Annotated in this window: 11 protein-coding genes; 9 read left to right on the top strand and 2 right to left on the bottom strand. The window is 60.5% G+C overall.

The window, feature by feature from the left end:
* Window positions 1–46: 46 nt before the first annotated feature.
* Window positions 47–943: a hypothetical protein gene (locus HQL98_08185; protein ID MBF0272024.1), complete on the top strand. Its 897-nt coding sequence runs from the start codon at window positions 47–49 to the stop codon at window positions 941–943.
* Window positions 944–1,025: 82 nt separating this feature from the next.
* Here HQL98_08185 and ssb read toward each other — a convergent pair whose 3' ends face one another.
* Entirely contained in the window at window positions 1,026–1,613 is a 588-nt protein-coding gene (gene ssb, locus HQL98_08180) for a single-stranded DNA-binding protein (GenBank protein MBF0272023.1), read from the bottom strand.
* Window positions 1,614–1,742: 129 nt separating this feature from the next.
* On the opposite strand from ssb, the gene dctP reads away from it, so the two are divergent.
* On the top strand, window positions 1,743–2,885 hold the full coding sequence (gene dctP, locus HQL98_08175; protein ID MBF0272022.1) for a TRAP transporter substrate-binding protein DctP: 1,143 nt from the start codon (window positions 1,743–1,745) through the stop codon (window positions 2,883–2,885).
* Window positions 2,882–3,490 carry a glycerol-3-phosphate 1-O-acyltransferase PlsY gene (plsY, locus tag HQL98_08170; protein MBF0272021.1) on the top strand — a complete coding sequence of 203 codons (609 nt, stop codon included), beginning with the start codon at window positions 2,882–2,884 and terminating at the stop codon, window positions 3,488–3,490. Before dctP ends, plsY begins: the two co-directional genes overlap by 4 nt.
* Before the next feature lie 37 nt (window positions 3,491–3,527).
* Here plsY and HQL98_08165 read toward each other — a convergent pair whose 3' ends face one another.
* Window positions 3,528–4,487 (bottom strand): cytosolic protein, encoded by a 960-nt coding sequence (locus tag HQL98_08165; protein MBF0272020.1) that lies wholly within the window; start codon window positions 4,485–4,487, stop codon window positions 3,528–3,530.
* A gap of 222 nt (window positions 4,488–4,709) precedes the next feature.
* On the opposite strand from HQL98_08165, the gene HQL98_08160 reads away from it, so the two are divergent.
* From HQL98_08160 to HQL98_08135, 6 genes are all read left to right on the top strand, one after another.
* Entirely contained in the window at window positions 4,710–5,522 is an 813-nt protein-coding gene (locus tag HQL98_08160) for a hypothetical protein (protein ID MBF0272019.1), read from the top strand.
* 10 nt (window positions 5,523–5,532) lie between these two features.
* Window positions 5,533–6,654: a DNA-protecting protein DprA gene (gene dprA, locus HQL98_08155; protein MBF0272018.1), complete on the top strand. Its 1,122-nt coding sequence runs from the start codon at window positions 5,533–5,535 to the stop codon at window positions 6,652–6,654.
* Window positions 6,655–6,720: 66 nt separating this feature from the next.
* Window positions 6,721–9,075: a type I DNA topoisomerase gene (topA, locus tag HQL98_08150; GenBank protein MBF0272017.1), complete on the top strand. Its 2,355-nt coding sequence runs from the start codon at window positions 6,721–6,723 to the stop codon at window positions 9,073–9,075.
* The gene (locus HQL98_08145) at window positions 9,072–11,045 is read left to right on the top strand and encodes a sulfatase-like hydrolase/transferase (GenBank protein MBF0272016.1); all 1,974 of its coding nucleotides are present in this window, start codon (window positions 9,072–9,074) and stop codon (window positions 11,043–11,045) included. Before topA ends, HQL98_08145 begins: the two co-directional genes overlap by 4 nt.
* Before the next feature lie 2 nt (window positions 11,046–11,047).
* Window positions 11,048–11,770: a phosphatase PAP2 family protein gene (locus HQL98_08140; protein ID MBF0272015.1), complete on the top strand. Its 723-nt coding sequence runs from the start codon at window positions 11,048–11,050 to the stop codon at window positions 11,768–11,770.
* Complete coding sequence (locus HQL98_08135) at window positions 11,755–12,162, top strand: hypothetical protein (GenBank protein MBF0272014.1); 408 nt, start codon at window positions 11,755–11,757, stop codon at window positions 12,160–12,162. Before HQL98_08140 ends, HQL98_08135 begins: the two co-directional genes overlap by 16 nt.
* The last annotated feature ends 7 nt before the right edge of the window (window positions 12,163–12,169 follow it).

Raw genomic sequence — 12,169 nt, 5'->3', positions numbered from 1 at the left:
TGTGGGAGGTTGTTTTCCCATGCATCGACTTGAAGGAGTGCGGGACATGAAACACTCAGGTCTGCTCCTGTTGGCCTGTCTCCTCGTCACCGGATGTTCCAAAAGCGAAGAGAACAAAAAGGCCGATCCCCGAAAACCCGATACCGCCTCCCAACAGACGGCAACGGTCGCCACTCCGGCTCTCCAGCCGTCGCCCCAACAGCCGTCCCAACCTCCCCAATCCGGCAAGGTGGTGGAGGTCAAACAGGCCGGTGTTCACACCTATGTCAAAATTGAAGCCGATGGCGCTCATCACTGGCTGGCCACCAACCCGGCCAAGCCCAGGCCGGGGGAGGTGGTGCATTGGGACCGGTTTTCGGTCAAGCAGAACTACTACAGCAAGGCGTTGAATCAGACCTTTCCCACCATTCTGTTCGTCGGCACGTTGCAGCCCGGCCCCTCACCGGTGGTGGTCGCCCCCAGCAAGGGCAAAGCCCACGCCGTGTTGAACGCCGGGGGATACACCTATGTGCAGATCGGCAACGCCACTGGTCTGTGGCTGGCGGGACCCACGGCCCGGGTCAAGGAGGGAGATACCCTGATCTGGGCCCAGGGCACCCCCATGAAAAATTTCACCAACAAAACCCTGAACCGTACCTTCGACGAAATCGTGTTTCTCGGTCGTCTTCAGGTGGAAACGCCATCCGGAACCCCTCAGACGGGAACCCCACCATCCGGGACCACCCCGCCACCACCGGGTGCCACTCCCCCGGAAGCCGTCCAACCACCGGTCAAGCCCCAACGTCCACTCCAGCGGGCCACACCGGCCCGGGAGACCCCGGCGGCTGTCCAGCCTCCCCAGGCTCCCCGCCGCAACGTCGAGGCCGGAGCGCCCAAGACACCCCCTCCCCCGGTTCGACAACCGCCCCACAAACCGGAACCTCCCAAACCACCCGCCCGTTGAGCCGATCTTTCTTCACCCCTTGCGGGTCCACAGGCGGTGACCGCCTGTGGTACGGTGTGGGACACCCCCCACGATTCTGCCTTTAAAACGGAATATCGTCGTCGAAATTCGGGGTCTGGGCAAAGTCATCCAGGGGGGGATGGGTGGCGGGGGCACTTTGGCCACGACCACCCGGGGCCGAACGGCCCGCGGCCATGGGAGGCGGCGGAGCGGGGGGAGCCGACCGGTATTCCGGAGTCTGCTCCGGCTGGGGGGCGTAGGGATTGGCATTCTGGGGATTGCCATAGGATGAGGCCCCGGCCTGAGGCCCGGCGCCTCCCCCGGCCCGACCATCCAGCATGAGCAATTGGCCTCCGAAAGGATTGATCACCACTTCGGTGGTGTAACGCTCCTGACCCTGATTGTCGGTCCATTTGCGGGTCTGCAACTGGCCTTCGATGTAGAGCTTGCTGCCCTTGCGCAGATACTGCTGGGCAATCTCCGCCACCCGGCCAAACGCCACCACCCGATGCCACTCGGTCTTTTCCTGCATTTGTCCCTGCTGGTCCTTCCAGGATTCGGACGTGGCGATTTTCAGTGTGGCCACCGGTTTGCCATCCTGGGTGAAACGCACCTCGGGATCCACGCCCAGGTTGCCGATCAGTTGCACCTTGTTCAATGATCTGGACATCCGTCACACCCCCTTGCTCTAAAGAGATTCCGCCGTGTATTTTTGACCGCATATCGAGGCACGATAAAAAAAAACATCCGGTTTTGCAAGACTGCGCCTCATGTCAGCACACCGAAGAGAGGGTCCGCCATGCGACACCCCTGGTCAGCGTTCCTGGTTTTGTGTTTGCTTCTGGCCGCGAACGCCCCCCTGGCCCACGCCGAACCCGTCAGCCTGCCGGCTCCCGCCGAAGGGTTCATCCCCATGCGTCTGGCCGCCATCCACAAAGGGGATGTTACCTATGTCCAGGCCCTCACCCGCATGGTCCGAACCATCGAAGAGTCTACGGGGAAAAAAATCCGTCCGGAACTCCTGGCCAATGGCAAAAAAGGCTCCGAAGAGACTGCCTTGCAAGAACAACTCCAAGGCAACCTGGAAGGGGGATTCTATTCCGTTCTCACCCTGACGCGCCAACTGCCAGCCTTCCGCGCTCTGGCCACGCCCCTGCTCTTCACCCGTCAGGAGCATCTCCGGGCCTTTGTCGGTTCGCCTCTGGATCTGGCCCTGCGGGAACACGCCAAGACCAAAAAACTGCTCGTGCTGGGATACGCCTCTTATGGATTCTACGGGGTGTTGAATTTCCGTCCCGCCCAACAACCATCCGGGGAGCACTCCCCCACCCTGACCGATCTGGCCACCCGCGTACCCAACGACCCGTGGATGATCGAACTTCATCAGGCACTGGGGCTGCGTCCCTCCTTCCCTCCGGCGGCGGATCTTTCCGAAGCCATCGCCTCGGGATGGATCCAGGGCGTGGTGGCCACACCGGAATTGCTCAACCGTACCGCCTTTGCCAATACCAGCGCCGCCGCCTTTCACCATACCCGCCATCTGCACGGCTGGATGATTCTGACGGTCAACCTGAACTGGTTCAACGGGCTTGCCCCGGAATTGCAGGAGGCGATTACCAAGGCCGCCGCCACGCTGCCCCAATCCGTGGATCAGGCCCTGGCCCAGGAACAAAAAATCCTCGGCAAATGGTCCTCTGAAAACCACTTCACCAACCTGACCCCTTCATCCAGCGAAGTGGCCACCAAGGCCGTGAAGGCTTTGGCCATGAAAAACGCCCGCGAAATGGAACCGCTGCTCAATCTGCCGGGGGCGATCACCCAGTTGTGGAATCAAAACCAACTCTCCTCCACCCAAGGGCGACGGGAACCGACCGCCAAAACCCCGGATCCGGGGAAAAACGCCCCGACCCGCGACCCGGCCAAACCACGCACCCAGCCATGAACACCCAGGATGTCCTTTTTCTCGTTGCCATCTATCTGCTGGGGGCTGTCCCCTTTGGACTGATCGTGGCCCGCTTCGCCGGGGTCGGGGATCTTCGCGCCCAGGGGAGCGGCAACATCGGTGCCACCAATGTGCTGCGTGTGGCCGGACGCAAGGCCGGTGCCCTCGTCTTGTTCCTCGACATGGGCAAAGGGGCTCTGGCGGCAGGAATCGCCATTCCGCTGTTCGGTTCCGACTCCTGGCAGACCGCCGCCACCGTGGTCTGCGCCTTTCTGGGCCATCTGTATCCGGTCTATCTGCGCTTCAAGGGGGGAAAAGGGGTCGCCGTGGCCCTCGGCGGTCTGCTCGCCTGGACCCCGCTGCCGGGTCTGCTCATGGTCCTCACTTGGCTGGGCATGGCCAAACTGGCGCGCATCTCCTCGCTTTCCGCCCTCAGCGCCTTTGTCGTCGGACCGCTTTCCCTCTTTTGGTTGCCCGCCCCCCCCCTGGCCCCGGCCATCCATGGTCTGGTCACCCTGCTGGTCTTCTGGCGCCACCGGGACAACATACGCCGCCTGCTCGCCGGAACCGAACCCAGAATCGGCAAGAAGAATCCCGGCTCATGACCCCTGCCGCCCGCCCCGATCCCGCCCCAGTCCTGACCTACTGAAAAACCCCGTGCAGCGAATCGGCTTCAAGAATCCGGTCCAGCCAGATTTCCAGATCCTGCGCCTCCGCCCCGGTCACCCTGGAGCGCACCGACTCCGCATCCGAACCAAAACGACGCTGAAGCAGTGCGATCAAGGCTTCGGCTTTGCCTTCCAGCTTGCCTTCCAGCCTGCCTTCCAGCCTGCCCCTCTTTTGTCCAATCCGTTCCACGCTGGTGATGTATGGCATTTTCCGACTCTCCTCGAATTGCTTCAGTTCATCCCAGAACCGCTCTTCAAACGCATCGGTCAGTGCAAGAACCCAGTCGACAAAAGTGAAAAGATCAATGATCCGGTTTCTCGAAAAACCCCGTTGATACAAGGTGCGCATCAGCCGCCATTTGGCTTGATAGCGGGCTTCCGGTTCGGTTCGGGTCTCTTTGGCCTTCAGGTGGGCCAGCACCACCACGGCGAAGGGGTTGTCCGAAAGCTCCAGGGCCGCCAGATCGTTTTGATAGTCCAACAATTTGACGGTGTTGAACCGGTAGCAGACCTCCGACCCCCACAAGGTCCGACGAAACGCCACGGGCCGCCAGCCCGGGGATTCGTCCGTCAGGATGGCCAGACCCACCACCACCATTTTTTTGAGATCATAGGCCCGATACTGATAGGTATACATCCGTGACTCGAACTGTTCCTGTCGGTCCCCCTGGATGTCGGCGTGAATCAACACCCATTGCTCGTCGCCACCGGTTTTCCACACCTTGACCAGTTTGTCCATCTGCCGGTCGCCGATCTCCGACTCCCGGGCCATCCGGGACAGTTCCTTGTCCAGGAATTCGTGACCACGGGACCAGTCGATGTCGTCATGGGCCTCGGGCAGGAAAAAGGCCATGAACTCCTGGAAATACCCCTCCACGATCCGTTTCCAGGGGGTATCGAACTCACTTTTTCCCCTGCGTCTGCTTTTGTTCATAACTTTGGACAATCGTTGAGGTTTGCAAGCCTTCTGGTTGACACATCCGGCCATTTATGGAGATGATGCGCGCATTCCCCCATGGAAAGCAAGCCAGACCCACGGTGGCCGCGGCGTTGACTCCTGATTTTTTGCAGCCGAGGGTCCTTCCCGTGGCGCCCCTGCGCCTCCATGGTCCGCCCGATCCCCAACCACCACCCGACGCCGCGAGCCGATTCCGCCATGTTCTTGTTTCCGGTCCTGTTCCTGCTGCTCGGCATCTCCTGGCCCGCCCTGGCGGACGACACGGATTCCTCTCCGTTGCGGGTCGAACGGATCACCCCCAAATCCGCCATCCGACCCGTCGATGATCTCCAGGCCATTCCGGCTTCCACGGTCTCTTTGATCCGGCACGCTCTCGCCCGTGGAGACCGGATCCTCTCCTCCTCCACCCCGGCACCGGGACGGATTCTGGCGGCAATCGGGGAACGTCGGGTGATCGGGCAGGGGGATACGATCCGCATCCGCTATCCCACCCCTCTGCCTGTGGGCACCCCCCTGGAGATCCTGCGCCCCGGCCCCATGCTGGTGGATCCGGTCAACAACCAACCGCTGGGACAACTGGTCAGACGCCTGGGTTCGGCACGGGTGCAGCAGTCCGGGCCCCAGGTCTCCCTGGCTTTGGTGGACAGCTCCTTTCAGGGCATCGAACCCGGAGATCAACTGGACCTCCCCCACCCGGTGAACACGGATTTCACCCTGCGCGCCCAATCCCCCCATCCCCTCTCCGGTCGGGTCATCCAGGTCCACGATGGCCGCAACGAGGCGGCGGCCCATGATCTGGTGATCGTGGGTCTGGGTCGGCGGGACCACGCCTTCCAGGGATTGACCTTGCCGGTCCTGCGGGATGACCGGGGCACCCATCCACCGGATCCCTCCCCCCAACCGGAGATCGGACAGGCCATTTTGATCCAGATCGGCGACCGGGCCTCCCTGGCGCTGCTCACCCGGACCCGGGCACCCATCCGTCGGGGGGATATCGTCCGCACCCCGTAACCACCAGACCATGGATTCCGAACTGCTCATCGACTGGCTGCGCTTGGTCCGATCTCCCGGGATCGGACCTGCCACCATCGGCCATCTGATCCGCCATCTGGGCAGTCCCGAGGCGCTGCTCACGGCCACGCGTCCGAAGCTGTCCGCCATTCCGGGAATCCGCCCCGGCGTGATCCGGCAGTTGGAACGGTTCCGCCGGGAGATTCCCTCCCAACCTATGGCCCGGGAACTGGAACGGCTCCACGCCATCGGAGGCCGCATGCTGATACCCGGCACTCCCGACTATCCCCCGCTGCTGGCTGCCATCCACGATCCCCCTCCGGCCCTGTTCGTGCTGGGCAACGCAACCTTGCTGCACGACACCGGCGTAACCATCACCGGAACCCGCAAGGCCTCGGGGCGCGGTCAGATTTTCACCGTCGAACTGGCCCGGGATCTGACCCGGGCGGGAATCGTCATCATCAGCGGACTCTCTTTGGGTATCGATGCCGCCGCCCATCGGGGCGCCCTGGAGGCTCCCGGTCCCACCATCGGGGTGCTGGCCACCGGACTTGATATTTTTCATCCCGGGGAACACCGGGAGTTGCAACGGTTCATTGCCGGTCACGGTTGTCTGGTGAGCGAAGCCCCTTTGGGATTGCTGCCGGTTCCCTGGGCCTTTCCGCCCCGGGCGCGCATTCTGTCCGGGCTGGCCCGGGGTGTGGTGATCGTCGAGGCGCCGGAACGGTCCGGTTCCCTGATCACCGCCCACGCGGCCCTGGAACAAGGCAGAGAGGTATTCGCCGTTCCCGGCCCCCCCAACGATCCCAATACCCGCGGCACCCACGCCCTGTTGCGTCAGGGAGCCAAACTGGTGGAAGGGATCGATGACATCCTGGAGGAGCTCCACTGGTCCTCGCCGCCCCTGGAACCCCTTGCCGAATCCACCCCGCTCCCGCAGACTTCTGGTCTGTCCGCCGAGGTGGCCACCATCCTGACCCACATCCAGGCTGGCGCGACCCAGGAAGATGATCTGGCCCGGTGTTGTCAATTGACAGTGGCCGCGCTTTCACGCATCTTACTGCAACTTGAACTTTCCGGACTGGTGCAGCGCCTGCCGGGCGGTCGATACACCATCACCAACCGCCCGTGATCAAAAGCTTCGCTCTTTGCCGGATGGTTCCTCGTTCACTCCTTGAAAAATGCGACACCCGTATTCATGACCACTCTCGTAATCGTGGAGTCTCCGGCCAAGGCCAAGACGATCAACAAATTTCTCGGCAAAGAGTATGCCGTCGCCGCCACCTATGGACACATCCGGGATCTGCCCTCCAAGGATGGTTCCGTGGATACGGACAACCAGTTCCAGATGCGCTACGAGGTTTCCAGCGACTCGACCAAGCATGTCACCGAATTGACCCGGGCTGCCAAGGATGCCGACATGCTGCTGCTGGCCACCGACCCGGATCGCGAAGGGGAAGCCATCTCCTGGCATGTGCTGGAGACCTTGAGATCGAAAAAAGAGATCGCCGACATCCCCTGCAAACGGGTGGTGTTCCACGAAATCACCAAAAAGGCCATCCTGGAGGCGGTTGCCAACCCCCGGGACATCGACATGAATCTGGTCAACGCCCAGCAGGCCCGGCGTGCCCTGGATTATCTGGTGGGATTCAATCTCAGCCCCTTGTTGTGGAAGAAGGTACGCCGTGGACTTTCCGCCGGTCGGGTGCAATCCGTGGCCCTGCGGCTGATCTGCGAGCGGGAAAATGAAATCCGCGCCTTCAAGACCCGGGAATACTGGAGCATCTCCGCCGACGTGATCCGTTCGGTTCCGGGAGCCGAATCCCGTCCTTTCGTGGGCCGTCTGGTGGCCGCCGAAGGCAAAAAACTCAACCGCTTCGACATCCACAACGCCACCCGTGCCGAACAACTGGTGCGCGCCATCGAAAACCAACCGCTGCATGTGGCCGCCGTGGAGAAAAAACGGGTGGCGCGCAATCCGTCGCCGCCGTTCATCACCTCGACTTTGCAGCAGGAGGCCTCCCGCAAGCTGGGTTTTTCCGCCCGTCAGACCATGATGGTGGCCCAGAAGCTCTACGAAGGGGTCGAGATCACCACCCCGGACGGCAGCCAGGAGACCGTGGGTCTCATCACCTACATGCGTACCGACTCGGTGCAGTTGGCCAGCGAAGCGGTCAACGCCATGCGCACCTTGATCAAGGAGCGTTACGGCGCGGAATACCTCCCCAAGACCCTGCGGAAATACAAATCCTCCGCCAAGAACGCCCAGGAGGCCCACGAGGCGATCCGCCCCACGGATCCGGCCCTGCTGCCGGAAAAAGTCCGCAAGCATCTCGACCGGGACGGCTTCCGGCTGTACGAACTCATCTGGAAGCGCACCATGGCCTGTCAGATGGCCTCGGCCCAGATCGATCAGGTGGCCGCCACCTTGTCGGTGGGAATCAACGATCCCAAGGCGCCCTATCTGCTGCGGGCCACCGGCTCTTCGGTGGCCTTTTCCGGCTTCATGGAGGTCTACAGCGAAAGCCAGGACGCCACCCCGGAACAAGAACGCAACGAAGACGAAACCGATACCATGCTTCCGCCTCTGGAGACCGGGGATCCCCTCACCATGACCGCGGTGGCTCCTCACCAGCATTTCACCGAACCGCCGCCGCGTTACACCGAGGCGTCGCTGGTGAAAATCCTGGAAAGTTATGGCATCGGTCGTCCCTCCACCTACGCCCCCACCATGTCCACGCTTCAGGAACGGGGCTACGTCAAGCTCGACCAGCGCAAGTTCGTGCCCGAGGACGTGGGGGAGGTGGTCAACCGGTTTCTGGTTGAACACTTTGAAAAATATGTGGATTATCACTTCACCGCCCATCTGGAGGACGACCTGGACGCCGTGTCCCGCGGCGAGATGGCCTGGGTTCCCCTGCTGGACTCCTTCTGGACTCCCTTCAAAAGCCAGATCGACGAAAAGGAAAGCACCACCAATCGCTCCGACATCACCACCGAAGCCACGGATCAAAAATGCCCGGAGTGCAGCCAACCGCTGTTCATCAAGCTGGGACGTTTTGGTCGGTTTCTGGCCTGTTCCAACTATCCGGAGTGCCGTTTCACCCAGAACATCAAAAAAGAAGGCGAAGAGGAAACCCCCGTCGCCCCCCCCGAGATGTCGGACCAGTTGTGCGACAAGTGCAGCAAACCGATGCTCATCAAGGAAGGTCGTTTCGGCAAATATCTGGCCTGTTCCGGCTATCCCGACTGCCGCAACATCCAGCCGTTGGAAAAACCCCGGGATACCGGCGTGTCCTGTCCCATGTGCAACAAGGGCACCTTTCTGGAGAAAAAATCCCGTCGGGGCAAGATTTTCTATTCGTGTTCCGGCTATCCCAAGTGCAAAAACGCCCTGTGGAACAAACCCATCGCCGATACGCCCTGTCCCAAGTGCGGCGCGCCCTTCATCACCGAAAAGATCACCAAACGTTACGGCACCGAACATCTCTGCGCGGTGGAAGGATGCGATTACCGGGAAAAACAACCTGCTGAGCCTGCCGCCACCCCATGACCACTCCACTGCCCGGCCCAACCGTTTCCCACAGCTCCCGTCTGCTGTCCAGACGGTTTGGCGGGCTGTATCTGTTCATCGGACTGTTTCTGGCCATCTCGATGGTCATCCGCCTGGTGTTGGGGGTCAAGACCTTCGATACCCTGGACCCCTCGCCGGGGGGATTGCTGCTGATTCTGGCCAGCGGTCTTTTTTATGACTTCCTGGCGGCCCTGTATTTTTCCATCCCCTTCACCCTCTACCTGACGGCCCTGCCGGACCGTATCTTCAACCATCGGCTGCATCGGGTCGTTTATTATCTGTGGTATGGGGTGGCGCTGTACATCCTGGTGTTCAACGGGGTCGCGGAGTGGATTTTCTGGGACGAGTTCGGGGTACGCTTCAATTTCATCGCCGTGGATTATCTGGTCTACACCCACGAGGTGATCGGCAACATCCGTCAATCCTATCCTGTGCCCCTGCTGCTGGCCGCCATCCTGGCGGTCACCCTGCTCATTTTCGGCGGGGTCTGGCGGGCCGGTTGGCTGCAACCGGATTTTGCGGCCATCACCACCTTCCGGCAACGGCTCAGACAGGGGGCGCTCTTTCTGCTGCTGCCGCCGGTGTGTTTCATGGTGGTGGATTCTTCCCTTTCCGAAGTCTCCGGCAACCGTTTTCACAACGAACTGGCCAAAAACGGCATCTACGCCCTGTTTTCGGCCTTCATCCACAACGAACTGGAGTACGAACGTTTCTATCTCCAGCGGGATGAAAAAGAGACCGCCGCCCGGGTGCGGGAACTGCTGCTCTCCACCCCGGACGCCAAGCCTCTCCCCCATTCCGACCCCCTGGACATTGCCCGCACCATCACCAATCCGGGACCGGAAAAGCGCCTCAACGTCATCCAGTTGACCATCGAATCCATGAGCGCGGAGTATCTGGGCTTTTTCGGCAATCCGGAAGGATTGACCCCGAACATGGACCGTCTGGCCAAGGAGTCTCTCACCTTCACCAATCTCTACGCCACCGGCAACCGAACCGACCGGGGCATGGAGAGTCTGGTACTCTCTGTCCCCCCCACCCCGGGACGCAGCAAGGTGAAACGACCCAACAACGAGGATCTGTTCTCTTCGGGATATCTGTTCCGCCAGCGGGGTTATGATACCCGTTTCATCTATGGGGGTTATGGTTATTTCGACAACATGAATCACTTCTTCGGCCACAACAGCTTCGATGTGGTGGACCGCACCCAGTTGGATGCCAGTGAAATCAGCCACGAAAACATCTGGGGCGTGGCAGACGAGGATCTGTTCAAGCGGACCATCCGCGAGGCGGACCGGGCTTTCGCCGACGGCAAACCGTTTTATTATTTTGTCATGACCACCTCCAATCATCGTCCCTTCACCTATCCGGCGGGACGCATCGACATTCCCTCCCCCGGAGGGCGGCAAGGAGGAGTCAAATACACCGACTGGGCCATCGGGGATTTTCTGGCCCGGGCCAAACAGCGTCCCTGGTTCGACAACACGGTTTTCGTGATCACCGCCGACCACTGCGCCGGCAGCGCCGGAAAAACCGAACTGCCAGTCAATCGTTATCACATTCCACTGATGATCCACGCCCCGCGCCACATCGCGCCGCGACTGGAAGAGGGGTTGACCAGTCAGATCGACATCACCCCCACGGTGCTGGGGCTGCTGAATTTCAGCTATCCGAGCCGCTTTTTCGGCCAGGACATCTTCAAGACCCCTCCGGAGTCCCGCCGCGCCTTCATCGGCACCTATCAGAAGCTCGGGATGATCACCGGGGATCGACTGACGGTACTCAGTCCCCAAAACCAATCCAGTTTTTATCAATTTGTCCGGGGATGGGGCCGGGAGCGTCAGGAGCGGCTCAAGCAGGAAGATCCCCAAGGCTTGAAGGATGCGATCTCCTTCTATCAGACCGCCAATACCATGCGTAAAAAAGGACTCGACAAGAGGATTCCGTGACCTTGGGACGTTCTTTCGGATGGACCCTGGCCCTGCTGGCCCTGGTCCTGCTGGTGGCCGAGACCACAACCCTGGATCTGCGGGTGCAGGATTTTTTTTACACCTTCGAGGTCGGGCGCTGGTGGATCGACAAGGAGGCCTACTGGCCCCGGGTGATCTTTTATACCGGCGCCAAGTGGGCGGTGGTGCTGGTGGCCATCGGCATTCTGGTCGCGTTGTTGTGGTCCCGGAAATCTCCGTCGTTGATTCCTTGCCGCCGTCCTTTGATGGTGTTGCTGTTGTCGCTGATCCTGGTGCCCGGAACAATCTCCAGTTTGAAAAATGTCACCAACGTCCACTGCCCCTGGTCTTTGACCCGTTACGGGGGCACCCTGCCTTTTGTCCCGGTTTTGGACACCCAGCCTGCCGATTTCCCCGCCGTACGCCCCGGCAAATGTTATCCCGCCGGTCACCCCTCCGGGGGATTTGCCTTCATGGCCTTGTTTTTCCTTTTTTCCACCCGGCGCCGGCAGTGGCTCGGACTGGGATTCGGCATCAGCTTAGGCTGGATCATGGGGATCTACCAAATGATGAAAGGCGCTCATTTCCTCAGCCATGTGCTGGTGTCGATGCTGCTCTCCTGGTTGATCATTCAGGGGGTGGCGTGGGGGGTGGAAAGAAAATTCATTTCAAACCATGAATCGGATCCACGCAAAGAAGGAAATTCCCCATGCTCAATCGTGTGAGGCTCAACAATTTTGGACCCCTCGCCCAGTTGGATTGCATGACCTTCGGCCCATACCCGGAAGGAACCTGCTTCCCTGTTGAAAAAAGCGAAACCTATCGGAAAATTAAAGATGAAGTCAAGATTGCGGAATTCCTGCTTTTGAAGAACCGCAAAAAAAATCCCCCCGCCATCTGGGTGGTGGAAGCGCGATCCAGTAGCCCACGTCCCGAAACACAGCCCAATTTTGACGATTTTATTGCCGAGATCCGCGAAAAATGGATCAACGCTTTCGCCCTTGGCTGGGCATCCTGTCTCAAGAGACACGAGAAAACCGATGCGGAACTTCCTGAATTGTTCAAAAATCGTAACCGTTCAGATCAGAAACGAAGGTGCCAAGCCTTGACAATGTGATTATTGA

This window comes from Magnetococcales bacterium (genome assembly GCA_015231755.1).
GTDB lineage: Bacteria > Pseudomonadota > Magnetococcia > Magnetococcales > Magnetaquicoccaceae > Magnetaquiglobus.
The sequence above is the reverse complement of the archived record's forward strand: the minus strand, read 5'-3'. Positions and strand labels throughout refer to the sequence as shown.

Bases quoted from the DNA above. Each gene is read 5' to 3' on its own strand.
- HQL98_08135 (MBF0272014.1), top strand. From the start codon at position 11,755: ATGCTCAATCGTGTGAGGCTCAACAATTTTGGACCCCTCGCCCAGTTG.
- ssb (MBF0272023.1), bottom strand. From the start codon at position 1,613: ATGTCCAGATCATTGAACAAGGTGCAACTGATCGGCAACCTGGGCGTG.
- HQL98_08165 (MBF0272020.1), bottom strand. From the start codon at position 4,487: ATGAACAAAAGCAGACGCAGGGGAAAAAGTGAGTTCGATACCCCCTGG.
- HQL98_08185 (MBF0272024.1), top strand. From the start codon at position 47: ATGAAACACTCAGGTCTGCTCCTGTTGGCCTGTCTCCTCGTCACCGGA.
- HQL98_08160 (MBF0272019.1), top strand. From the start codon at position 4,710: ATGTTCTTGTTTCCGGTCCTGTTCCTGCTGCTCGGCATCTCCTGGCCC.
- dprA (MBF0272018.1), top strand. From the start codon at position 5,533: ATGGATTCCGAACTGCTCATCGACTGGCTGCGCTTGGTCCGATCTCCC.
- topA (MBF0272017.1), top strand. From the start codon at position 6,721: ATGACCACTCTCGTAATCGTGGAGTCTCCGGCCAAGGCCAAGACGATC.
- HQL98_08145 (MBF0272016.1), top strand. From the start codon at position 9,072: ATGACCACTCCACTGCCCGGCCCAACCGTTTCCCACAGCTCCCGTCTG.
- dctP (MBF0272022.1), top strand. From the start codon at position 1,743: ATGCGACACCCCTGGTCAGCGTTCCTGGTTTTGTGTTTGCTTCTGGCC.
- plsY (MBF0272021.1), top strand. From the start codon at position 2,882: ATGAACACCCAGGATGTCCTTTTTCTCGTTGCCATCTATCTGCTGGGG.